Genomic DNA, 25345 nt, shown 5'->3' on the forward strand with positions numbered 1-25345 from the left:
GACTAAGCTCAAAAGTTAAAAGTTGTAAGCCCAAGGTAAATAGCCGGTAAAGGCGCTTTTCTTAACGCGCCCCAGTGCTTATCTTTCAGCCTCCCAAAGAAGAAGCCCTCGCGCCCAATGGTTGATCACTCCATGCAATCCTCCCCCCGCAACTCCCGTCGCTGGCTGTTCGGCCTGCTCGTGCTGCTGGTTATCGCCGGCCTGTGCTGGAAATTCTGGCCCACCGGCGCGCCCCATCCAGAAGCGCCAGCCGGCCGCACCGGTAAAACGGGCATGGCGCGCCCTGGTTTCGGCGGCTCCACCGGCCCGGTGCCGGTGCGCGTGGCGCCGGCGGTGCTGGGGGAGTTCCCGGTGTACTACAAGGCATTGGGGACGGTCACCGCGCTCAACACTATTAATGTACGCAGCCGGGTGGGCGGCGAGTTGGTGAAGATCGCCTTTGAAGAAGGGCAGATGGTCAAGGCCGGCGACCTGCTGGCGGAAATCGACCCGCGCAGTTACCAGAACGCCTTGCTCCAGGCCCAGGGCACGCTGATGCAGAACCAGGCCCAGTTGAAAAACGCCCAGGTCGATGTCGAGCGTTATCGCGGCTTGTATGCCCAGGACAGTATCGCCAAGCAAACCCTGGACACCGCCGAAGCGCTGGTCCTGCAATACCAGGGCACGGTCAAGACCAACCAGGGCGCGGTCGACGACGCCAAGCTCAACCTCGAATTCACCAAGATCCGCGCGCCGATCACCGGGCGCGTCGGCCTGCGTCAGCTCGACGTCGGTAACCTGGTGGCCGCCAACGACACCACGGCGCTGGCGGTGATCACTCAGACCCAGCCGATCAGCGTGGCCTTCACTCTGCCGGAGAACAGCCTGGAAACCGTGCTCGCCCGTTACCACGCCGGCAACAAGCTGCCGGTGGAAGCCTGGGACCGCGGCGACGCCAAGCGCCAAGCCACCGGCGTGCTGCAGAGCCTGGATAACCAGATCGACGTCACCACCGGCACCTTGAAGTTCAAGGCGCGCTTCGATAACAAAGACCAGGCGCTGTTCCCCAATCAGTTCGTCAACGTGCATCTGCTCGCCGACACCCTGCACAACGTCGTACTGGCACCGTCCGCCGCCATCCAGTTCGGCAACGCCGGCACCTTTGTCTACAAGCTCGACGGCGACAAGAAGGTCAAGGTCCAGCCCCTGGTGGTCGGCGATAGCGACGGCGACAATACCGTGATCAAGCAAGGCCTGGTCGCCGGCGATCGCGTGGTGCTGGAAGGCACCGACCGCCTGAAGGACGGCAGTGAAGTCGAAGTGGTCAACGACAGCAGCCAAGTCCCGACCACGCCGACCGAGCACCTGCAAGGCAAGCCCGCGGCCAAAGGGGAGACCGGCGCTGACGCCGGCAAGGCGCAAAAGGTCGCTTCATGAACCTGTCGCGGCTGTTTATCCTTCGCCCGGTCGCTACCACGCTGAGCATGCTGGCGATTGTCCTGGCAGGGATCATCTCGTACCGCTTGTTGCCGGTCTCGGCCTTGCCCCAGGTGGACTACCCGACCATCCGGGTGATGACCCTGTACCCTGGCGCCAGCCCGGATGTGATGACCAGCGCAGTCACCGCGCCCCTGGAGCGCCAGTTCGGGCAAATGCCCGGCTTGACCCAGATGGCCTCCACCAGCTCCGGCGGGGCCTCGGTGCTGACCCTGCGCTTCAACCTCGACATCAATATGGATGTCGCCGAGCAACAGGTGCAGGCCGCGATCAACGCCGCGACCAACCTGCTGCCCAAGGACTTGCCGGCGCCGCCGGTGTACAACAAGGTCAACCCGGCGGATACCCCGGTGCTGACCCTGGCGATTACCTCCAAGACCATGCTGCTGCCCAAGCTCAATGACCTGGTCGACACGCGCATGGCGCAAAAGATCGCGCAGATCAGCGGCGTCGGCATGGTCAGCATTGCCGGTGGCCAGCGCCAGGCCGTGCGTATCAAGGTCAACCCCGAGGCCCTGGCGGCCAACGGCTTGAACCTGTCGGATGTACGCACGCTGATTACCGCGTCCAACGTCAACCAGCCCAAGGGCAACTTCGACGGGCCGACCCGCGTGTCGATGCTCGACGCCAACGACCAACTGGTGTCGCCGCAGCAATACGCCGAACTGATCCTGGCCTACAAAAATGGCGCGCCGCTGCGTCTGAAGGACGTCGCGCAGATCGTCGACGGCGCCGAAAACGAACGCCTCGCCGCCTGGGCCAACGAAAACCAGGCCGTGCTGCTGAATATCCAGCGCCAGCCCGGTGCCAACGTGATCGAGGTAGTCGACCGTATCAAGGCCCTGCTGCCGAGCATCACCGATAACCTGCCGGCCGGCCTGGATGTGACGGTGCTGACCGACCGTACCCAGACCATCCGCGCCTCGGTCACCGACGTGCAGCACGAATTGCTGATCGCGATTGCCCTGGTGGTGATGGTGACCTTCCTGTTCCTGCGCCGCGTCAGCGCGACGATCATCCCGTCGATCGCCGTGCCACTGTCACTGGTGGGCACCTTTGGCGTGATGTACCTGGCGGGTTTCTCGATCAACAACCTGACGCTGATGGCCCTGACCATCGCCACTGGCTTCGTGGTCGACGATGCGATCGTGATGCTGGAGAACATCTCGCGTTATATCGAGGAAGGTGAAACCCCGCTGGCCGCCGCGCTCAAGGGCGCCAAACAGATCGGCTTCACCCTGATTTCCCTGACCCTGTCGCTGATCGCCGTATTGATTCCGTTGCTGTTCATGGGCGATGTGGTCGGGCGCCTGTTCCGCGAGTTCGCCATCACCCTGGCGGTGGCGATCCTGATTTCCCTGGTGGTGTCCCTGACCCTGACGCCGATGATGTGCGCGCGCCTGCTCAAGCGTGAGCCCGAGGAAGCAGAACAGAGCCGTTTCTACAAGGCCAGCGGCGCCTGGATCGATTGGTTGATCGCGGCCTACGGGCGCAAGTTGCAGTGGGTGCTCAAGCACCAGCCGCTGACGTTGCTGGTGGCCATCGCCACCCTGGGCCTCACCGTGGTGCTGTACCTGGTGGTGCCCAAGGGCTTTTTCCCGGTGCAGGACACCGGGGTGATCCAGGGCATTTCCGAGGCGCCGCAGTCGATTTCCTTCGCGGCCATGAGCCAGCGCCAGCAGGAGCTGGCGAAGATCATCCTGGCCGACCCGGCGGTGGAAAGCCTGTCGTCCTACATCGGTGTGGATGGCGACAACGCCACCCTCAACAGCGGTCGCTTGCTGATCAACCTCAAGGCCCATGGGCAGCGGAACTTGAGCGCGGCCCAGGTGATCACCCGCCTGCAGCCTGAAATCGACAAACTGGTGGGCATCCGCCTGTACATGCAGCCGGTGCAGGATCTGACCATCGAAGACCGCGTCAGCCGCACCCAGTACCAGTTCAGCATGTCGTCACCCGATGCCGAACTGCTGGCGTTGTGGAGCGAAAAGCTGGTCCATGCCTTGAGCCAGTTGCCGCAGCTCACCGACGTCGCCAGCGACCTGCAGGACAAGGGCCTGCAGGTGTACCTGGTGATCGACCGCGATGCGGCCTCGCGCCTGGGCGTCAACGTGTCGACCATCACCGATGCGCTGTACGACGCCTTCGGTCAGCGGCAGATTTCCACCATCTACACCCAGGCCAGCCAATATCGCGTGGTGTTGCAGGCCCAGTCGGGCGAGACCCTGGGGCCGGATGCGCTGAACCAGATCCACGTCAAGACCACCGACGGCGGCCAGGTGCGGCTGTCGAGCCTGGCCCATGTGGAACAGCGCCAGGCGCAGTTGGCGATTGCGCATATCGGCCAGTTCCCGGCGGTGATGATGTCGTTCAACCTGGCCCCTGGCGTCGCGCTGGGCAAGGGCGTGGAGTTGATCAACCAGACCCAGAAAGACATCGGCATGCCGGTCGGCGTGCAGACCCAGTTCCAGGGCGCGGCCCAGGCGTTCGAAGCCTCGCTGTCGAGCACCTTGCTGCTGATCCTGGCGGCGGTGGTCACCATGTACATCGTGCTCGGCGTGCTCTACGAGAGCTACATCCACCCGGTCACCATCCTCTCGACCCTGCCTTCGGCGGCGGTGGGGGCGTTGCTGGCGTTGCTGCTCAGCGGCAATGACCTGGGCATGATCGCGATCATCGGCATCATTTTGCTGATCGGTATCGTCAAGAAGAACGCGATCATGATGATCGACTTCGCCCTCGACGCCGAACGCAACCAGGGCCTTGACCCGCAGACCGCGATCTACCAGGCGGCGCTGTTGCGCTTCCGGCCGATCCTGATGACCACCCTGGCCGCGCTGTTCGGCGCGGTGCCGTTGATGCTGGCCACCGGTTCCGGTGCTGAGCTGCGTCAACCGCTGGGCCTGGTGATGGTCGGCGGTTTGCTGGTGAGCCAGGTATTGACCCTGTTCACCACGCCGGTGATCTACCTGTACTTCGATCGCCTGGGGCGGCGCTGGCGCAAAGAGCCGCAACGCCTGGAGCCGGTTGAGTCATGAACCTGTCCGGACCTTTCATTCGCCGCCCGGTCGCGACCATGCTGTTGAGCCTGGCGATCATGTTGCTGGGCGGTGTCAGCTTCAATCTGCTGCCGGTGTCGCCGCTGCCGCAGATCGACTTCCCGGTGATCGTGGTGTCGGCCAGCCTGCCCGGCGCCAGCCCCGAGGTGATGGCGTCCACTGTGGCCACGCCGCTGGAGCGCTCGTTCGGCGCGATTGCCGGTATTACCACCATGAGCAGTTCGTCGAGCCAGGGTTCGACGCGGGTGATCCTGGCGTTCGATTCCGACCGTGATATCAACGGCGCGGCGCGGGAAGTGCAGGCGGCGATCAACGCTTCGCGCAACCTGCTGCCCAGCGGTATGCGCAGCATGCCGACCTACAAGAAGATCAACCCGTCGCAGGCGCCGATCATGGTGCTGTCGCTGACCTCGGACGTATTGCAGAAGGGCCAGCTGTACGACCTGGCGTCGACCATCCTGTCGCAAAGCCTGTCCCAGGTGCCGGGCGTGGGTGAAGTGCAGATCGGCGGCAGTTCCCTGCCGGCGGTGCGGATCGAACTCGAACCCAAGGCCCTCGACCAGTACGGCGTGGCCCTCGACGATGTGCGCAACACCATCGCCAACGCCAACCAGCGTCGGCCCAAGGGTTCCCTGGAAGACGCCGAGCGCAACTGGCAGATCCAGGCCAACGACCAGCTGGAAAAAGCCAAGGACTATGAACCGCTGCTGATCCGCTACCAGAACGGCGCGGCCCTGCGCCTGGGCGATGTGGCGAAGATCAGCGACGGTGTGGAAGACCGCTACAACAGCGGCTTCTTCAACAACGATTCGGCGGTGCTGCTGGTGATCAACCGCCAGTCCGGAGCCAACATCATCGAGACCGTCCGGCAGATCAAGGCGCAGTTGCCGGCATTGCAGGCGGTGCTGCCGTCCAGCGTCAAGCTGAGCCTGGCGATGGATCGCTCGCCGGTGATCACCGCCACCCTGCACGAGGCCGAGATGACCTTGCTGATTGCCGTAGGGCTGGTGATCCTGGTGGTCTACCTGTTCCTCGGTAACTTCCGTGCGTCGCTGATTCCAACCCTGGCGGTGCCGGTGTCGCTGGTCGGCACCTTCGCGGTGATGTATCTGTTCGGTTTCTCGCTGAACAACTTCTCGCTGATGGCGCTGATCCTCGCCACCGGCCTGGTGGTGGACGATGCCATCGTGGTGCTGGAGAACATTTCCCGGCATATCGACGAGGGCGTGCCGCCGATGAAGGCGGCGTACCTGGGCGCCAAGGAAGTTGGCTTTACCTTGCTGTCGATGAACGTGTCGCTGGTGGCGGTGTTCCTGTCCATCCTGTTCATGGGCGGGATCGTCACCAGCCTGTTCCGTGAGTTTTCCATCACCTTGTCGGCGGCGATCATCGTGTCGCTGGTGGTCTCGCTGACCCTCACGCCGATGCTCTGCGCGCGTTGGCTCAAGCCTCATATCAAAGGCCAACTGACCGGTTTGCAGCGTTGGAGCCAGAAGGTCAACGACCGCATGGTCTCGGCCTACGCCACCAGCCTGGACTGGGTGCTGCGCCATCGGCGCCTGACCTTGCTCAGCCTGCTGATCACGGTGGGGGTGAATATCGCGCTGTATGTGGTGGTGCCGAAAACCTTCATGCCCCAGCAGGACACCGGGCAATTGATCGGCTTTGTGCGCGGCGACGACGGGCTGTCGTTCAGCGTGATGCAGCCGAAGATGGAAATTTTCCGCAAGGCCGTGTTGCAAGACCCGGCGGTGCTCAGCGTGGCCGGTTTCATCGGCGGCAACAGCGGCACCAACAACGCGGTGATGCTGGTTCGACTCAAACCCATCAGCGAGCGCAAGGTCTCCGCCCAGGCGGTGATCGAGCGTCTGCGCAAGAACGTGCCCCTGGTGCCGGGCGGGCGGCTGTTCCTGATGGCTGACCAGGACCTGCAATTCGGTGGCGGGCGTGACCAGACCAGTGCGCAGTATTCCTACATCCTGCAAAGCGGTGATCTGTCTGCACTGCGCCTGTGGTACCCGAAGGTCGTGGCCGCACTGCGTGCGTTGCCCGAACTCACCGCCATCGACGCCCGCGAAGGCCGGGGCGCGGCCCAGGTGACGCTGGTCGTCGACCGCGACCAGGCCAAGCGCCTGGGTATCGACATGAACATGGTCACCGCGGTGCTGAACAACGCCTACAGCCAGCGGCAGATCTCCACGATCTATGACAGCCTCAACCAGTATCAGGTGGTGATGGAGGTCAACCCGAAATACGCCCAGGACCCGATCACCCTGAACCAGATGCAGGTGATCACCTCCACGGGCGCGCGGGTGCCGTTGTCGACCATTGCCCATTATGAGAACAGCCTGGCGGACGACCGGGTCAGTCACGAAGGCCAGTTCGCCTCGGAAAACATCGCCTTCGACATAGCGCCCGGCGTGACGGTGGAGCAGGGCACTGCGGCCATCGAGCGGGCGATTGCCAAGGTGGGCTTGCCGGAGGACGTCATCGCCAAGATGGCCGGCACCGCCGATGCCTTTGCGGCGACCCAGAAGGGCCAGCCGTTCATGATTCTCGGCGCGCTGGTGGCGGTGTACCTGGTGTTGGGTATTCTGTATGAAAGTTATATCCACCCGCTGACGATCCTCTCGACCTTGCCGTCGGCCGGCGTCGGAGCCTTGCTCTCCATTTACCTGCTGGGCGGCGAGTTCAGCCTGATCTCCTTGCTCGGCTTGTTCCTGTTGATCGGGGTGGTGAAGAAAAACGCGATCCTGATGATCGACCTGGCGCTGCAACTGGAGCGCAATGATGGCCTGAGCCCGCTGGATTCGATTCGCAGCGCCTGCCTGTTGCGTCTGCGGCCGATCCTGATGACCACGCTGGCGGCGATCCTCGGTGCCTTGCCGTTGTTGCTCGGCAGGGCCGAAGGTGCGGAAATGCGCCAGCCCCTGGGCCTGACCATTATCGGCGGGCTGGTCTTCAGCCAGATCCTGACCCTTTACACCACCCCGGTGGTTTACCTTTATCTCGACCGCGCGCGCCATCGTTTCAATGCTTGGCGCGGCGTGCGTACCGATGCTGCCCTGGACACTGCGCTATGACCGATTCAATTTTCGCCACATTGGCCATGCCCCGTGGTTCCCGCGTCGCCAGCCTGGTGCTCTGCGGGGTGTTGCTCAGCGCTTGCGCCGTCGGCCCCGACTACACGCGCCCGGAGGTCATCGAGCCGGCGCAGTTCAAGCAAGCCCAGGGCTGGCGCCAGGCCACGCCGAGCGATGCGCTGGCCCGTGGCGCCTGGTGGGAGCTGTACGGCGACCGTCAGCTCAATGACCTCGTGGTCCGGCTGAACAACGCCAACCAGACCGTCGCCCAGGCCGAAGCGCGCTTCCGCCAGGCCCAGGCGCTGGTGCGCAGTTCCCGTGGGGCGTTTTACCCGACGGTGGACCTGAGCGTCGGGAAAACCCGCGCCAGCCAGGGCACCGGCAGCAGCAACGCCAGCCTCAGCAGTTCCAGCAGCGGCATCCGCGACACCCTCAACGCGCAGTTGGGCGTGAGCTGGGAAGCCGATGTCTGGGGCAAGTTGCGCCGGGGCCTGGAAGCCAAAGAGGCCAGCGCCGAAGCCAGCTCGGCGGACCTGGCCGCTATGCGCTTGAGCCAGCAGTCGGAGTTGGTGCAAAGCTACCTGCAACTGCGCGTCATGGATGAGCAGACCCGGTTGCTGCAAGCCACGCTGGACACCTACCAGCGCTCCCTGCAAATGACCGAAAACCAATACCGCGCCGGCGTCTCCGGCAAGGAAGCCGTGGCCCAGGCGCAAACCCAGCTCAAGTCCACCCAGGCCAGCCTGATCGACCTGATCTGGCAGCGTGCCCAGCTGGAAAACGCCATCGCCGTGTTGATCGGCGAGGCGCCGGCCAACTTCAACCTGGCCGTGAGCAAGGACATCCCGGCCTTGCCGCAGATTCCGGTGAGCCTGCCGTCGCAATTGCTCGAACGGCGCCCGGACATCGCCTCGGCCGAACGCTCGGTGATCGCCGCCAACGCCAATATCGGCGTGGCCAAGGCCGCCTATTACCCGGACCTGAGCCTGAGCCTGGCTGGCGGTTATTCCAGCAGCACCTATTCAGACTGGATCAGCCTGCCGAACCGCTTCTGGTCGGTCGGGCCGAAACTGGCGATGACCCTGTTCGACGGCGGCCAGCGCTCGGCGGAAGTCGACCGCACCGTGGCCAGTTACGATGAAACCGTGGCCAAGTACCGCCAGACCGTGCTGGATGGTTTTCGCGAAGTGGAAAACTACATGGTCCAGCTCAAGGTGCTGGAAGACGAAGCCGTGGTCAGCAACGAAGCCCTGGAGGCCGCTCGCGAATCGCTGCGCTTGACCCAGAACCAATACAAAGCGGGGCTGATCGCTTACCTGGATGTGGTCACCGTGCAGGCGACGGCGCTGAGTAACGAACGCACTGTGCTGACCTTGCTGCAGACGCGATTGGTGGCCAGTGTGCAACTGATCGCCGCGTTGGGCGGTGGTTGGGATGGGCAGACTCAAGTGGCGGAAAAGGAGTGAAGTCCGGGCCTTTTTGAATGGGCAGATTGACCTCAAAATGCCGGTGCTGGTCCTATTATAATTAATCGCCTGTTCAATAATTATTCTCGCTACAATCCGCGGCTTTGCCACCCGGGGCGGGTGTTTACAACCCGTCGCTCTCGAGAAGTTCCATGCTCATCGGTAGTTATTCTCCCTCTCTGGTCGTGATCTCCCTGTTCGTCGCGGTGCTTGCTTCCTACACCGCGCTCGACCTCTCCGGTCGCATCGCCACGGCCAAGGGTCGCGCCATCTACTTGTGGATGCTGGGCGGGGCATTGGCCATGGGCGTGGGCGTGTGGTCCATGCACTTTATCGGCATGTTGGCGCTCAGGCTGCCGTTCGCCCTGGGTTTTGACCTGGACATTACCGCGTTGTCGCTGTTGATCGCGGTGTTGTCCTGCGGTTTTGCCTTGTGGCTGGTCAGCCAGCAGCGCCTGCCTATGTGGCAACTGGGGTTTGGCGCGCTGATCATGGGCGCCGGCATCAGCAGCATGCATTACACCGGCATGGCCGCGATGCGGATGCTGCCGGGCATCGATTACGACCCCGCGTTGTTTGGCGCCTCGTTGCTGATCGCGGTGGCGGCGTCTGGCGCGGCACTGTGGATCGCCTTCAATCTGCGGCGCAACACGCCTTATGTGCGTCTGGCGCGCGGTGGCGCCGCCGTGGTGATGGGCGTGGCCATCGTCGGCATGCACTACACCGGCATGGCGGCGGCGCGTTTTGCCGACGACAGTTTCTGCGGCGCCGCGCTGACCGGCTTGAGCGGCAAGGGCCTGGATAACCTGGTGTTGGTCACCAGCCTGGCCGTGCTGGTTATCGCGCTGCTCACGTCGTTGCTCGACGCGCGCCTGGAGGCGCGTACCGCGGTGCTGGCCGACTCGCTGACGTTGGCCAATCAGGAACTGACCCACCTGGCCCTGCACGACACCCTGACCGGCCTGCCCAATCGCACCCTGCTCGCCGACCGGATTCAGCAAGCCATGCAGGCGGTGAAAGAGCAGGGCGGTTGCCTGGCCCTGATGTTTATCGACCTGGACGGCTTCAAGCCGGTCAACGATGCCTTCGGCCATCACATGGGCGACCAGTTGTTGCGCGAAGTCAGCCAGCGCCTGCGTGAAGATCTGCGCAGCCAGGACACCCTGGCGCGCATCGGCGGAGATGAGTTTGTGCTGCTGGTGCAACTGACGCAGCCCAATGATGCCCTGGGCCTTGCTGAGCGCCAGGTGGTGCTGATCAATCGCGCGTTCCAGGTGGCCGAACACGTGCTGAAAATTTCAGCCAGTGTCGGTATCGCGATGTTCCCGGGCAACGGCAGTACGCCCCAGGAACTGCTGATGAACGCCGACGCCGCGATGTACCACGCCAAGGGCATGGGCAAGAATGGCTACAGCTTCTTCGATGTGTCGATGAACTCTAACGCGCGCAAGCAACTGCAGTTGTTGCAGGACTTGCGCAACGCAGTCGAGCAGCAGCAGTTCCGCTTGTACTACCAGCCCAAGTTCGACGCCGTCAGCGGTGCCCCGATAGGCGCCGAAGCCTTGCTGCGCTGGGAGCATCCGCAAGAGGGCTTGTTGCTGCCGGCGGCCTTTATCGAGCTGGCGGAAAAGACCGGGCTGATCATTCCGATTGGCGAGTGGGTGCTCGACGAAGCCTGCCGTCAGATGCGCGTGTGGTACGCCCAGGGTTATGAAGACTGGCGAATCGCGGTGAACCTGTCGGCGTTGCAGTTTTGCCACGCCGGCCTGGTCAAGAGTGTCGCCGCCGCGTTGGATCGCCACCAGTTGCCGGCCAACAGCCTGACGCTGGAGATTACCGAAACCACCGCCATGAGCGATGCCGATGCGAGCATGACGGTGTTGCAGCAGCTGTCGGAAATGGGGGTCGATCTGTCCATTGATGACTTCGGCACCGGCTATTCCAGCCTGATGTACCTCAAGCGCCTGCCGGCCAACGAACTGAAGATCGACCGTGGCTTTGTGCGAGACCTGGAACACGACGGCGACGACGCCGCCATCGTCTCGGCCATCGTCGCCCTGGGCCAGGCCCTTGGGCTGCGGATTGTCGCTGAAGGGGTGGAAACCGATGTCCAGCAGAGCTTCCTCACTCGCCTGGGGTGCAACGCGTTGCAGGGCTATTTGCTCGGGCATCCGTTACCGGCGGATGGCTTCATGGCCGACATCCTGCGGGCACAAGCAGCGCTGGCGCCTGACAAGCAGCGTGCTTGACGGGTATTCTTGGGGCCAACTCTAAACATTTGGTTGATTCAGGAGAGCGTAGGCATGGACAAAGTCCTCATCATCACCGGGGGCGGTCGTGGGATTGGCGCCGCGACGGCATTGCTGGCGGCTCGCCAGGGCTATCGCATTTGCATCAACTTCCAGTCGGACGAAGAGGCCGCTCATCGCGTGCTCGACCAGGTCCGTGCGCTGGGCGCCCAGGCCATTGCGGTGCGCGCCGATGTGAGCATCGAGGATGAGGTGATCGCGCTGTTCCATCGTGTTGACAACGAGTTGGGGCGGGTGACGGCACTGGTCAACAATGCCGGCACCGTGGGGCATAAATCCCGTGTTGATGAAATGTCCGAGTTCCGCATCCTGAAGATCATGAAGACCAACGTGCTCGGCCCTATTCTGTGCGCCAAGCACGCGGTGCTGCGTATGTCGCCCCGGCATGGTGGGCAGGGCGGCAGCATCGTCAATGTGTCGTCGGTGGCGGCGCGCCTCGGTTCGCCGGGTGAATATGTCGACTACGCCGCCTCCAAGGGCGCGCTGGACAGCTTTACCATCGGGCTGTCGAAGGAAGTGGCGGGCGAGGGCATTCGTGTCAACGCGGTGCGCCCCGGCTATATCTACACCGACTTCCATGCCCTGAGCGGTGATCCGGACCGGGTCAGCAAGCTGGAGTCCGGGATTCCCATGGCCCGTGGCGGCCGGCCGGACGAGGTGGCGGAGGCGATTGTCTGGTTGTTGTCGGACAAGGCGTCCTATGCCACCGGGACGTTCGTCGACCTGGGCGGCGGTCGTTGAGGCCCTCGGCCTTCAGCTCGGCAGATGGCGCAGCACTTCATAGCCTTTAAAGGAAAACGCCTTGAGCCGGCTGGCTTCGGAGTTATCCAGGGTGCTGTAGCCGTCGTTGAAGAACCCATCGATACGCCCGTTGCGGGCATGGCTGCCATTCAAGGTGCGGTCGTCAAGGTTGTCGAGAAACTGCAGCACTTTTTCCAGGTTGTAAGCCGCGTCAGCACGCGCATCCGGGTCTGCGTTGGATGGGGTCCAGTCACCGACCTGCTGCTTAAGATCATCAGCGATCGCGTAACTGTCGCGGCCTTGCAGGAAGTGCGTCATGACCGGGCTCTGGTCGATGATCTGCTGTGCCGAGCGCAGGTCGCCGGCCGGTCGGTCCAGCGGAGCATACATCTCGCGAACCTGCTTTTGTTCGACGGCACGCATGTAGTTGGGCGGGATGGGCAGGGGTGCAGGCCTTGGGGGGACAGAAACGCTCATAGGAAACCTCTGGTTCGAACCAGGAATAGTGAGTGTCCTGTGTGGTACGTGCGTCGATCTGGTTCCGCGTCAAAACGAGCGCACAATGCGTCCCAACGTCTCCATCGCTTTTTCCGATGCTTCCGACCACGGGCTGCCGTAGTTCAAGCGGATACAGTTCCTGAAACGCTGGGTCGCCGAAAAAATCGGCCCCGGCGCGATACTGATGCCCTGGGCCAAGGCCATCTGGAATAACTTCAATGAATCCGTCTGCTCCGGCAATTCCAGCCAGAGGAAATACCCGCCGGCCGGCTGGCTGACCCGCGTCTGCGCCGGAAAATACCGGGCAATGGCCGCAAGCATGGCGCTTTGCTGTTCTTCCAGGGCGTAGCGCAATTTGCGCAAGTGCCGGTCATAGCCGCCATGTTGCAGGTAGTCGGCAATCGCCGCCTGGGCGGGCATCGACGGGCACAACGAGGTCATCAGCTTCAAACGCTCGACCTTCTGCGCATAGCGCCCGGCCGCCACCCAGCCAATGCGATAACCCGGTGCGAGGCTCTTGGCGAAGGAGCCGCAGTGCATCACCAGGCCCTCGGTGTCGAAGGCCTTGGCGGGTTTCGGTGCCTGTTGTCCGTAGTACAACTCTGCGTAGACGTCGTCCTCGATCAACGGCACCTGATGGCGGCGCAGCAGCTCCACCAATTCCTGTTTCTTCGCTTCCGGCAGCGTGGCGCCCATGGGGTTCTGGAAACTGGTCATGGTCCAACAGGCTTTGATCGGGTAGCGCTCCAGGCTTTGCGCCAGGGCGTTGAGGTCGATGCCGTCACGCGGATGCACGGGGATTTCCACCGCTTTGAGTTTCAGGCGTTCGAGCACTTGCAGGCAGGCATAAAACGCCGGCGCTTCAATGGCCACCAGATCGCCCGGCTCGGTGACGGCCTGCAGGCACAGGTTCAGGGCTTCGAGGGCGCCGTTGGTGATCAGCAGCTCTTCCATCGGCAACATCAGGCCGCCGACCATATAACGCAGGGCAATCTGCCGGCGCAGTTGCGGGTTGCCCGGCGACATGTCGGTGACCACCAGGCGCGGGTCCATCTCACGGGCGGCGCTGGCCAGGGAGCGGGCCAGGCGGGGCAGCGGGAACAGCATCGGGCTGGGGAAGGCCGAGCCGAACGGCACGGTATTCGGGTCTTTGATGGACTCGAGCACCGAGAACACCAATTCGCTCACATCGACTTCGGTGGACTCATGCACGTGTTCACTCACCACCGGTTCGGAGAACGGGCTGGGTGCATGGGTGTTGACGAAGTAGCCGGAACGCGGTCGTGCCCGGATCAGGCCGCGGCGTTCCAGCAGGTAGTACGCCTGGAACACCGTGGACGGGCTGACGCCGTAGGTCTGGCTGGCATAGCGCACCGAAGGCACTCGCTGGCCAGGGCCGAGCACGCCGGAGCGGATCAGTTCTGCGATGTCGTCGGCGAATTTTTCGTAGCGTTTCATGGTAGCCAAATTAATCTTCTCAAGATGTACGCAGGGCGAAATGTGGCCGCCGGCTTAGCGGCTGCCACATTTGATCTCTTATGCCGGCCAACCCTCAGCGGTTCAACGGTGCCACGAAACGGCTGTCGGCAGCGCTGTAGACCCATGGTTCGTCGACGTCGGTGACCTTGAAGCGCAGGATCTGCGAACTGCTCGCCGGCTTGTCCGCCAGCAACGCCACCGACACCGGCACGTCGCTGATTTCCCCCGGGGCCAGGCTGATCTGGGTCTTGCCTTGCAGCTGGAAGCCTTCGCCATCTACCAGTTCCAGGCGGTAGTCCTGGGGTTGCTGGGTCTTGTTGATGACCTTGAGGCTGTAGATGTTTTCGATCAGGCCCTGGCTGTTTTCGCGGAACATGCCGCGGTCCTTGGTCACGTCCAGCGACACCATCGGCCGCTGCACCAGTGCCACGACCAACGCCGCGATCATCACCAGCAGCACCGCACTGTAGCCGATCAGGCGTGGCCTGAGCAGGTGGGTCTTGCCGCCTTGCAGTTGATGTTCGCTGGTGTAGCTCACCAGGCCGCGGGCGTAACCCATTTTGTCCATGATCGAGTCACAGGCATCGATGCACGCCGCGCAGCCGATGCATTCCATTTGCAGGCCGTCGCGGATATCGATGCCGGTGGGGCACACTTGCACGCACAATTGGCAATCGATGCAGTCGCCGAGGCCGACGTCCGCCGGTTTGGCTTCACGCTTGCGCGGGCCGCGGTGTTCGCCACGGGCCGCATCGTAGGAGATGGTCAGCGTGTCTTTGTCGAACATCACGCTCTGGAACCGCGCATATGGGCACATGTGCATGCATACCGCTTCGCGCAGCCAGCCGGCGTTGAGGTAAGTGGCGGCGGTGAAAAACACCACCCAGAACAGGCTCACGCCGCCCATCTGCCAGGTCAGCAGTTCGCTGGCCAGCGGGCGAATGGGTGTGAAGTAACCGACAAAGGTCAACCCGGTCAGCACGCTGATACTCAGCCACAGCGTATGTTTGGCCGAGCGCCGTGCCAGTTTGTTCAGGCTCCAGGGTGCCGCTTGCAGCTTGATACGCTGGTTGCGCTCGCCTTCGGTGACTTTTTCGCACCACATGAACAGCCAGGTGAACGAGCTTTGCGGGCAGGTGTAGCCGCACCACACCCGGCCGGCGAACACGGTGATCGCAAACAGGCCGAAGGCGCAGATGATCAACAGCGCCGACAGCAGGATGAAGTCCTGCGGCCAGAACGTGGCGCCGAATATGTGGAACTTGCTTTCGGCCAGGTCCCACAGTACGGCCTGGCGACCGCCCCAGTTCAGCCACACCGTGCCGAAAAACGCCAGGAACAGAAAGCCTGCACCAGCCACGCGCAAGGTGCGGTACAGGCCGGTGAAGCTACGGGTATGGATCTGGTTATCGCTGGATTTGGCCGTCACCTTCTTCGGGTGCGCAGGCTCGTGGATTTCCACGGTTCGGACGGGGATCATTTCGCTCATGGTCGTTTGCTCATCAGCCTCCATCAGGCCGGTGAACTATGCTCGTCGTGCTGTTTGCATAACAGACTCAGGTGTGGCGATAAAAAGCGGATCAGATGCGCTGCAAAGGCCCTGCTGCGACAATGTGCTGCACCCCGTGGCGCCTGGGGCGCAGCTCGATTCAGCGTGTGCTGATACAGATCAATCAAATCACCGAATCACTGTCGCTGGCCTTCAGGTGTTTGCGCCCATCCTGGGCGCCGGCGACGGTCAGCGCGTCGGCCTCGACCTCGGTGATGTAGATCCGGTCGTCGTTCAGCGCCACAAAAGACATGGATTTTTCGCTGTCGGTACTGACGGTGACCTGGGACGCCGGCAGGCTTTGTTCCTGGCCGTTGTCATCGACCGTGAAGTAGCAGATCTGGTTTTCGATACGTACAGGCATGGTGAACTCCTTGTCATCGTCTGGTGATGGTGAGGGGATAGCATTGGGCTGAGGGTTCCTCCACCCGCACGGGCGGGTCTTGCGGCGGTTCCTCCTCAGGAGGCGCAGCCGGTTCGGTGGGCGGCAGGGTCGGCTTGTCGATATTCGGATCGGGCGTTTGCGCGGGAATCGGGATATTCATCGGTGTGGCCTCCTTTGTGCTTTGCTCTATCGGTGGACAGCCGCCCGGGGGAATTGATTCCCCCCGTCGATGGCGGCACATCCACCTGAACTTTTCACCCGGCCCCGGGCTCGGACCTTATGTGGCCCTGCTCAGGGAGAGCGGTGCCGTATCAGAATTCGGATCAAGCAAAGAGCGTCCACAGGGCGTAAGGGGAAGATGCTCGATGACTGCTGAAACACTGACTCCAGACGATTGTGTATTGCCGCTGTCCCAGGCGTTATTGCTGCCTCGCATAGCGATTGAAAGCACCATGCCGGTGATCGACGGCGGCGAATTTGCGGTCAAGGCCGTGGTGGGCCAACGCATCAATGTCACCAGCAAGGTGTTCGCCGACGGCCACGACACGCTTGCGGTGCTGATCCGCTGGCGCGCCTTGCACGATGAAAGCTGGCACAGCGAGGTCATGGCCGATATCGGCAACGACGGTTGGGAGGGCGCGTTTACCGTCACCGCCCAAGGGCCCCATGAATATTGCATCGAAGCCTGGATCGATACCTTTGCCAGCTTCTGCTACGAACTGCGCAAGAAACATGAGGCTGGCGTGCCGGTCAGCCTTGAGTTGCAGGAAGGCCGCAGCCTGGTGCTGCTGGCCGCCGAGCGCAGTGACAGTGAGCTGCGCGAGCGCCTGATGCGCTTGCACCACGAGCTCTCCGGCCTGCTGGAAACCGAGCAGGTTGCGCTGTTCCTGCACGAAGACAGTGCGTACCTGATGACCCGGGCCGATCACCGCGCCTATTTGAGCATCAGTCCCGCGTACCCGCTCGACGTGGAGCGCGAGCGTGCGCAGTTTGCCAGTTGGTATGAGCTGTTTCCGCGCTCTATCACCGACCATCCAGCGCGTCACGGTACGTTCCTCGACGTGCATTCGCGGCTGTCGATGATCCATGACATGGGGTTCGACGTGCTGTACTTCCCGCCGATCCACCCCATCGGCCGCAGCCACCGTAAAGGCAAAAACAATGCCTTGAGGGCCGAGCAGCACGATCCGGGCAGCCCCTACGCGATCGGCAGCGAGGAGGGCGGCCACGACGCGATTCATCCGCAACTGGGCAGCCGCGACGATTTTCGGCGCCTGGTCAAGGCCGCCGCCGACCATGGCCTGGAAGTCGCCCTGGACTTCGCCATTCAGTGCTCCCAGGACCACCCTTGGCTCAAGCAGCACCCGGGCTGGTTCAACTGGCGCCCGGACGGCACGATCAAATACGCGGAAAACCCGCCGAAAAAGTACCAGGACATCGTCAACGTCGATTTCTACGCCGCCGATGCGATCCCCAGCCTGTGGATCGAACTGCGTGACATCGTGCTCGCTTGGGTCGAGGAGGGCGTGAAGACATTCCGCGTCGATAACCCTCACACCAAGCCGCTGCCATTCTGGCAATGGCTGATCAGCGATGTGCGGTCCAAGTACCCGGAGGTGATCTTCCTCGCCGAAGCATTCACCACACCGGCGATGATGGCGCGCCTGGGCAAGGTCGGTTACTCCCAGAGCTACACCTATTTCACCTGGCGCAACACCAAGGCCGAGCTGAGCGAGTACCTGGCGCAATTGAACGAGTCGCCCTGGCGCGAGTGCTACCGGCCGAACTTCTTCGTCAACACCCCGGACATCAACCCCGCGTTCCTGCATGAGTCCGGGCGCCCGGGTTTCTTGATCCGCGCCGCGCTGGCGAGCATGGGCTCGGGGTTGTGGGGCATGTATTCCGGCTTCGAACTGTGCGAAGCCGCGCCGGTACCGGGCAAGGAAGAGTACCAGGACTCGGAAAAATACGAGATCCGCCCGCGGGACTTCACCGCACCCGGCAACATCATCGCCGAGATCGCCCAACTCAACCGCATCCGCCGGCAAAACCCGGCATTGCACACGCATCTGGGGCTGACGCTCTACAACGCCTGGAACGAGAACATCCTGTACTTCGGCAAGCGCAGCGAAGACGGCAGCAATTTCATCCTGGTGGCGGTCAACCTCGACCCATTCAATGCCCAGGAAGCGCAATTCGAATTGCCGCTGTGGGAGCTGGGCCTGCCGGACGACGCCCACACCCAGGGCGAAGATTTGATGAACGGCCATCGCTGGACGTGGTACGGCAAGACCCAATGGATGCGGCTGGAGCCGCAGATGCCGTTCGGGATCTGGCGCATTACCACGTACTAAGGATCGACATGTGGGCGGGGGCTTGCTCCCGAAAGCGCTATGCCAGCCTATGGATCAAGTGACTGTCCTGCCGCTATCGGGCGCAAGCCCCCGCACATCGACCCGCTTCAGTCCGCAAGAATCCTCGAGTTTTCAGGAGTTTCCAATGGCGAAGAAACCCAAGGCTGCCACCTTTATCAAAGACCCGCTGTGGTACAAGGACGCGGTGATCTATCAGGTTCACGTCAAATCCTATTTCGACTCCAATAACGACGGCATCGGTGACTTTCCCGGGCTGATCGCCAAACTCGACTACATCGCCGACCTCGGTGTGAACACCATCTGGCTCCTGCCGTTCTACCCCTCGCCACGTCGCGACGACGGTTATGACATCGCCGAGTACCGCGGCGTGCACAGCGACTACGGGACCATGGCCGACGCCCGGCGCTTTATCGCCGAAGCCCACCAGCGCGGGCTGCGGGTGATCACCGAACTGGTGATCAACCACACCTCCGACCAGCACCCGTGGTTTCAGCGCGCACGCAAGGCCAAGCCCGGTTCGGCGGCGCGGGACTTCTACGTGTGGTCCGACGACGATCAGAAGTACGACGGTACGCGCGTCATCTTCCTCGATACCGAGAAGTCCAACTGGACCTGGGACCCGGTGGCCGGCCAGTACTTCTGGCACCGTTTCTATTCGCACCAGCCCGACCTCAACTTCGACAATCCGCAAGTGATGAAAGCCGTGCTGTCGGTGATGCGCTTCTGGCTCGACATGGGCATCGACGGCCTGCGCCTGGACGCGATCCCGTACCTGATCGAGCGCGACGGCACCAACAACGAAAACCTGCCGGAGACCCACGACGTCCTCAAGCAGATCCGCGCCGAGATCGACGCTCATTACCCCGACCGCATGCTGCTGGCCGAAGCCAACCAGTGGCCGGAAGACACGCAGATGTACTTCGGTGACAAAAAGGGCGACGACGGCGATGAATGCCACATGGCCTTTCACTTTCCGCTGATGCCGCGCATGTACATGGCGTTGGCCCAGGAGGACCGTTTCCCGATCACCGACATCCTGCGCCAGACCCCGGAAATCCCGGCCAATTGCCAATGGGCGATCTTCCTGCGCAACCACGATGAACTGACCCTGGAAATGGTCACCGACAAAGAACGCGACTACCTGTGGAACTACTACGCCGCCGACCGTCGCGCGCGGATCAACCTGGGCATTCGCCGGCGCCTGGCGCCGCTGATGGAGCGTGACCGGCGTCGCGTCGAACTGCTCAACAGCCTGTTGCTGTCGATGCCCGGCACGCCAACCCTGTATTACGGCGATGAAATCGGCATGGGCGACAACATCTACCTGGGCGACCGCGACGGCGTGCGAACGCCGATGCAGTGGTCCATCGACCGCAACGGCGGCTTTTCCCGCGCCGACCCGGCCAGCCTGGTGCTGCCGCCGATCATGGACGCGCAATACGGCTATCAGTCGGTCAACGTCGAAACCCAGGCCCAGGACCCGCATTCGCTGCTCAACTGGACCCGCCGCATGCTCGCGGTGCGCAAGCAGTCCAAGGCTTTCGGCCGGGGCAGCTTGAAGATGCTCTCGCCGAGCAACCGGCGCATCCTCGCGTATACCCGTGAATTCACCGGGGACGACGGCCGCACCGAGATCATCCTGTGCGTGGCCAACGTCTCGCGCAGCGCCCAGGCGGCCGAGTTGGACCTCTCGGCCTTCGCCGGCATGGTGCCGGTGGAGATGCTCGGCGGTAATGCGTTCCCGCCCATCGGCCAGTTGAATTTCCTGCTGACCCTGGCGCCGTATGGCTTCTATTGGTTCGTGCTGGCGGCGGAAAACCAGATGCCCAGCTGGCATGTGGAACCGGTGCAAAGCATGCCGGACTTCACCACCCTGGTTCTGAAAAAACGCATGGAGGAGCTGCTCGACGCACCGTGTCGCGCCGTCCTGGAGCACACCTCGCTGCCGGCCTGGCTGCCCAAGCGCCGCTGGTTCGCCGGCAAGGACACGGCCATCGACAGCGTGCATATCGCTTACGGCGTGCGGTTCGGCGACCTGCAGCACCCGGTGCTGCTCAGCGAAATCGAGGTGAGTGCCGGGGGGCAGGTCAGCCGTTACCAGTTGCCGTTCGGCTTTCTCGGCGAAGACCAGTTCACCAGCGCCTTGCCGCAACAACTGGCCCTGGCCCGTGTGCGGCGCGTGCGTCAGGTGGGGTTGGTGACCGATGCGTTCAGCCTGGAACACTTTATCCGCGCGGTGATCCAGGCCTTGCAGGCCGGCACCGTGTTGAACAGCAGCGAGGGCGAGCTGCGCTTTGAAGCCACGCCGCAGCTGGCCAGGCTGCCGCTGACCGATGAGTCGCCTGTGCGCTACCTGGCTGCCGAGCAGTCCAACAGCTCGGTGGTGGTGGGCGAGAGCCTGGTGCTCAAGTTGATCCGCAAGGTCAGCGCCGGGGTCCATCCGGAGCTGGAGATGAGCGCCTACCTGACCGCAGCCGGTTACCCGAACATTTCGCCGTTGCTCGGTTCGATGATTCGGCGTGACGGCCAAGGCCAGGACAACCTGTTGATGATTGCCCAGGGCTACCTGAGCAACCAGGGCGACGCCTGGGGCTGGACCCAGAACAACCTGGAGCGCGCGATCCGCGACGAACAGGCCGAAGCGATGTCCGAACAGGAGCAGCATTACAACGCCTTGGGCGAGCTGGCCGACTTTGCCGCTTTGCTCGGGCAGCGCCTGGGTGAAATGCACGGCGTGCTGGCGGCGCCGACGGCCAACCCAGACTTCCAAGCCGAAGTCACCACCGCCAAGGATGCCGAGGCCTGGGCCAAGGACATCGCGGCGCAGATCGAGCGCGCCCTGCAATTGCTCAAACTGCATCAAAACCAATTGAACCCGGCCGATCAGGCGCGGGTCAGTGAATTGTTGGAGCAGAAAAAAGCCATCGGCGCTCAGGTCCGGGCGTTGGCGCAGGCCACGTTGGGCGGCTTGCGCATTCGCGTCCACGGTGACTTGCACCTGGGCCAGGTGCTGGTAGTGAAAGGCGACGCTTACCTGATCGACTTTGAAGGGGAACCGGCGCGGCCGCTGCACGAACGGCGCGGCAAGCACAGCCCGTATAAAGACGTCAGCGGCGTGCTGCGTTCGTTTGATTACGCGGCGGCCATGGCCCTGAATGTGCAAGGTGTGGACCACTCACCCGCAGCGGACGCGGCGCGCCAGCGTGTGACCGAGCGCTACCTGATTGAGGCGCGTCTGGCATTTATCAAGGCTTATCACGCGGCGACGGCTACACTGGCGCATGACTGGCAGGATGCCAAAGGCCAGGACGCAGCGCTGACCTTGTTCAGCCTGGAAAAGGCCGCGTATGAAGTGGCTTATGAAGCGGAAAACCGCCCGACCTGGCTGCCGGTGCCCTTGCAGGGTTTGCACGGTTTGCTCAGCGGGCTCATACCTGGATCGAAATCTGTACGCGGTGGGGAGACGTCATGAGTTTTACGAATAAAGAACCGCTGCAGCCGAAACTGACAGCAATGCCGGCGTCCAACGACGTCGAAGCGCTGGTGCGCGCCGAACACCATGATCCGTTCTCGATTCTCGGGCCCCATGATGACGAGCAGGGCGGCCAGTTTGTCCGTGCGTTCCTGCCCGAGGCCTTGAGTGTCCAGCTGCTGAGTCGCGACACTGGCGAGCCGATCGGCAGCCTCGACGCGACCCAGGTGCCGGGTCTGTTTATCGGGCATTTCAGCAGTCGCCAGGCCTACCTGTTGAAGATCCAATGGGCCGGTGGCGAACAGATCACCGAAGACCCTTACAGTTTCCAGCAACTGCTGCTGGGGGAAATGGACCTGTACCTGTTTGCCGAAGGCAATCACCGTGACCTCAGCAGTTGCCTGGGCGCCCAGTTGACCACGGTCGATGGCGTGCAGGGCGTGCGGTTTGCCGTGTGGGCACCGAACGCCCGGCGCGTGTCGGTGGTCGGTGACTTCAATATCTGGGACGGCCGCCGCCACCCGATGCGCCTGCGCCATCCGGCTGGTGTGTGGGAGATCTTTATCCCACGCTTGCAAGCGGGCGCGGCCTACAAATACGAGATTCTCGGGGCCCACGGCATTTTGCCGCTCAAGGCCGACCCGATGGCCCTGGCCACCCAGATGCCGCCCGACACGGCATCGAAAGTCGCGTCGCCGTTGCAGGTCGACTGGCAGGATCACACGTGGATGCAGGCGCGTGCGCAAAAGCAGAAGCCCACGGCGCCGCTGTCGATTTATGAGTTGCACCTGGGCTCCTGGCAGTGCGAACTGGACGAGGCCGGTGAGGTTTCGCGCCAGTACGGCTGGGGTGAACTGGCCGAGCGGCTGATTCCGTATGTGCAACAGCTGGGCTTTACCCATATCGAGCTGATGCCGATCATGGAACACCCGTTCGGCGGCTCCTGGGGCTATCAAGCGTTGTCCCAGTTCGCGCCGACTGCGCGCTTCGGTTCGCCGCAAGCATTCGCCGAGTTCGTCAATGCCTGTCACCAGGCCGACATCGGCGTGATCCTCGACTGGGTGCCGGCGCATTTTCCCACCGATGCCCACGGCCTCGCGCAATTCGATGGCACGGCGCTGTACGAATACGCCAACCCGCTGGAAGGCTTCCACCAGGATTGGGACACACTGATCTACAACCTGGGTCGCACCGAAGTACATGGCTTTATGCTGGCCTCGGCGCTGCATTGGCTCAAACACTTCCACGTCGATGGCCTGCGCGTCGATGCCGTGGCCTCGATGCTGTATCGCGACTATTCGCGCAAGGCCGGCGAATGGGTGCCCAACCGCCATGGCGGCCGCGAGAACCTCGAAGCCATCGACTTCCTGCGGCACTTGAACGACGTGGTCGCCCTCGAAGCCCCCGGCGCGCTGGTGATCGCCGAAGAATCCACGGCCTGGCCGGGCGTCAGCCAGCCAACCCAACAGGGCGGCCTGGGCTTCAACTACAAGTGGAACATGGGCTGGATGAACGATTCCCTGCATTACATCCAGCAAGACCCGGTGTACCGCGCCCACCATCACAATGAACTGAGTTTTGGCCTGGTGTATGCCTGGTCCGAGCGTTTCATCCTGCCGATCTCCCACGATGAAGTGGTCCACGGCAAGCACTCGCTGATCGACAAGATGCCCGGCGACCGCTGGCAGAAATTCGCCAACCTGCGCGCCTACCTGAGTTTCATGTGGACGCACCCGGGCAAGAAGCTGCTGTTCATGGGCTGCGAGTTCGGCCAATGGCGCGAGTGGAACCACGACCAGCAACTGGACTGGTACCTGCTGCAATACCCCGAACACCGTGGGGTGCAGAAGCTGGTGAGTGACTTGAATCGCCTGTACCGCGAGGAACCGGCCCTGTATGAACAGGACGACGCGCCCCAGGGCTTCCAGTGGCTGATCGGCGACGATGCGATCAACAGCGTCTACGCCTGGCTGCGCTGGAGCAAGGACGGCAGGCCGGTGCTGGTGGTGGCCAACTTCACCCCGGTGCCCCGTGAAGCCTACAAGGTCGGCGTGCCGTTCGCCGGGCGTTGGAGCGAGGTGATCAACAGCGATGCGGACACGTATGCCGGTTCGAATTATGGCAATGGCGGGGGGGTATTCACCGAAGATGAACCGCATCATGGTCAACCGGTGTCGCTGTCGTTGAATCTGCCGCCATTGGGCGTGCTGATTTTGCGTCCGCAAGACAGTTAACGGCGCCAAGGTGCTGGCGTCTATTGTCCGCGCTAGTGGCAGGGTGCCACAATGGCACCTTTGTCGCGGCAGTTGAATCAGGCGGTTTTCATGAATGGCCTTGGGCATGAGCAAGACCAGGATTGCGTTATTGAGGGGCAGGTGCGAACCGACCGTTTGCATCAGCTGTTTCGTCAGTCATTTGCCGCCATTTTCGGCAGTTATTTCGCGGCGGCGATGCTTTGCTGGCTGTGTTGGGACCGTTTTGACCACCAGGTCATGCAGGTATGGCTGGCGGTGCTGGCGGCGTCATCGCTGCTGCGGGTGAAAATGTTCCTCGAGTGGTTTCGCAGCCCCCACAGCGAGCGCACGCCGGAACGCTGGGAGCGCCGTTACTGGCTCACCTTGATACTGTCCGCGAGCATCTGGGGCGCCGGCGCCTTTGCGGTAATGCCCAGCGACGACCGGATGTCCCAAGTACTGGTGATGTTGTTTACCGTGGGCATGTCCGTCAGCGCTGTCTCGTGCTATTCGGCCTATCGCTACATGACCATGGTGTCCATGGGCCTGGTGTTGCTGCCGTGTACGCTGTGGCTGCTGTTTCAGCCGTCATCGATGCAGGTCGGCGTGGCGATTGCGGTGCTGGTGTTTTCCTCGTTTGTGGTCAGTGCCACGCGCAAGTTGTCCGGCGCCCTGGAAAAAGCCTTCCGCCTGACCAGGCAGATGGAACGCGCCCACACTATTTCCGCGCGCGCCGCACAGACCGATGAACTCACCGGGCTGATGAACCGTCGCGCGTTTTTCGAACATGCACAATTGCTGTACGCGCAGTGCCGCCTCAACCGGCAGCCGCTGTGTGCGTTGATGATCGACATGGACCACTTCAAGGAAATCAACGATACCTACGGCCATCAGGCCGGCGACCAGGTATTGCGGCAGATCGGCGGAGTGATCACCGCGTCGTTTCGCCAGGCCGATGTGTACGGCCGCCTGGGGGGCGAGGAGTTTGCGGTGTTGCTGCCCAATACCTCGCTGGAAACCGCCCGGGGTATCGCTGAGCAGTTGATCAAGGCCATCTCCTGCATGGCTTCCGAACCTGTGCAGGGCATGACCGCCAGTCTCGGCGTGGCGTCGACCTGCACCTTGGATGGCGACCTGCACGCGTTGATGAACACCGCCGACAAGGCGCTGTACCGCGCCAAGGCCCTCGGCCGCAATCAAGTGGTCGTGGCGGAGTAGG

At 62.7% G+C, this 25345-nt stretch carries 15 protein-coding genes; 10 read left to right on the top strand and 5 right to left on the bottom strand.

The features are described from left to right. Positions 1-117: 117 nt before the first annotated feature. The 6 genes from NR164_RS20870 to NR164_RS20895 all read left to right on the top strand — a co-directional run bounded on the left by NR164_RS20870 (position 118) and on the right by NR164_RS20895 (position 12134). Positions 118-1416, top strand: coding sequence for an MdtA/MuxA family multidrug efflux RND transporter periplasmic adaptor subunit (locus tag NR164_RS20870; RefSeq protein ID WP_169882006.1), 1299 nt, complete (start codon positions 118-120; stop codon positions 1414-1416). Next, a complete protein-coding gene (locus NR164_RS20875; protein ID WP_046483653.1) occupies positions 1413-4514 on the top strand; it encodes an MdtB/MuxB family multidrug efflux RND transporter permease subunit in 3102 nt (1033 codons plus the stop codon). The genes NR164_RS20870 and NR164_RS20875 overlap by 4 nt, the downstream gene beginning before the upstream one ends. After that, on the top strand, positions 4511-7618 hold the full coding sequence (locus tag NR164_RS20880) for an efflux RND transporter permease subunit (protein WP_046383196.1): 3108 nt from the start codon (positions 4511-4513) through the stop codon (positions 7616-7618). Before NR164_RS20875 ends, NR164_RS20880 begins: the two co-directional genes overlap by 4 nt. Continuing rightward, a complete protein-coding gene (locus NR164_RS20885) occupies positions 7615-9084 on the top strand; it encodes an efflux transporter outer membrane subunit (RefSeq protein WP_017848439.1) in 1470 nt (489 codons plus the stop codon). Before NR164_RS20880 ends, NR164_RS20885 begins: the two co-directional genes overlap by 4 nt. A 152-nt stretch (positions 9085-9236) precedes the next feature. Further along, positions 9237-11333 (top strand): bifunctional diguanylate cyclase/phosphodiesterase, encoded by a 2097-nt coding sequence (locus NR164_RS20890; RefSeq protein ID WP_046383197.1) that lies wholly within the window; start codon positions 9237-9239, stop codon positions 11331-11333. A 54-nt stretch (positions 11334-11387) separates the two neighbouring features. Further along, positions 11388-12134, top strand: coding sequence for an SDR family oxidoreductase (locus NR164_RS20895; protein WP_046383198.1), 747 nt, complete (start codon positions 11388-11390; stop codon positions 12132-12134). Positions 12135-12146: 12 nt separating this feature from the next. Here NR164_RS20895 and NR164_RS20900 read toward each other — a convergent pair whose 3' ends face one another. From NR164_RS20900 to NR164_RS20920, 5 genes are all read right to left on the bottom strand, one after another. Continuing rightward, positions 12147-12611, bottom strand: coding sequence for a hypothetical protein (locus NR164_RS20900; RefSeq protein ID WP_226940717.1), 465 nt, complete (start codon positions 12609-12611; stop codon positions 12147-12149). 69 nt (positions 12612-12680) lie between these two features. Beyond that, complete coding sequence (gene mapR / locus NR164_RS20905) at positions 12681-14090, bottom strand: GntR family transcriptional regulator MpaR (protein ID WP_017848443.1); 1410 nt, start codon at positions 14088-14090, stop codon at positions 12681-12683. A gap of 94 nt (positions 14091-14184) precedes the next feature. Then, positions 14185-15600 carry a cytochrome c oxidase accessory protein CcoG gene (ccoG, locus tag NR164_RS20910; protein WP_046383199.1) on the bottom strand — a complete coding sequence of 472 codons (1416 nt, stop codon included), beginning with the start codon at positions 15598-15600 and terminating at the stop codon, positions 14185-14187. Between the two features lie 184 nt (positions 15601-15784). After that, positions 15785-16024 (bottom strand): DUF3203 family protein, encoded by a 240-nt coding sequence (locus tag NR164_RS20915; protein WP_017848445.1) that lies wholly within the window; start codon positions 16022-16024, stop codon positions 15785-15787. Positions 16025-16037: 13 nt separating this feature from the next. Then, positions 16038-16205, bottom strand: coding sequence for a hypothetical protein (locus NR164_RS20920; protein WP_164887046.1), 168 nt, complete (start codon positions 16203-16205; stop codon positions 16038-16040). A 205-nt stretch (positions 16206-16410) separates the two neighbouring features. Between NR164_RS20920 and NR164_RS20925 the strand changes: the two genes are divergently transcribed. The 4 genes from NR164_RS20925 (at position 16411) to NR164_RS20940 (ending at position 25344) form a co-directional block, all read left to right on the top strand. Beyond that, positions 16411-18399 carry an alpha-1,4-glucan--maltose-1-phosphate maltosyltransferase gene (locus NR164_RS20925; RefSeq protein WP_256823213.1) on the top strand — a complete coding sequence of 663 codons (1989 nt, stop codon included), beginning with the start codon at positions 16411-16413 and terminating at the stop codon, positions 18397-18399. A gap of 145 nt (positions 18400-18544) precedes the next feature. Then, positions 18545-21892: a maltose alpha-D-glucosyltransferase gene (gene treS, locus NR164_RS20930; protein ID WP_046383201.1), complete on the top strand. Its 3348-nt coding sequence runs from the start codon at positions 18545-18547 to the stop codon at positions 21890-21892. Continuing rightward, complete coding sequence (glgB, locus tag NR164_RS20935) at positions 21889-24126, top strand: 1,4-alpha-glucan branching protein GlgB (RefSeq protein WP_046383202.1); 2238 nt, start codon at positions 21889-21891, stop codon at positions 24124-24126. The genes treS and glgB overlap by 4 nt, the downstream gene beginning before the upstream one ends. 51 nt (positions 24127-24177) lie before the next feature. Beyond that, positions 24178-25344 (top strand): diguanylate cyclase, encoded by a 1167-nt coding sequence (locus tag NR164_RS20940; RefSeq protein ID WP_079443659.1) that lies wholly within the window; start codon positions 24178-24180, stop codon positions 25342-25344. Position 25345 lies beyond the last annotated feature (1 nt).

This window comes from Pseudomonas sp. Pse79 (genome assembly GCF_024519615.1).
GTDB classification, from domain to species: Bacteria; Pseudomonadota; Gammaproteobacteria; order Pseudomonadales; family Pseudomonadaceae; genus Aquipseudomonas; species Aquipseudomonas veronii.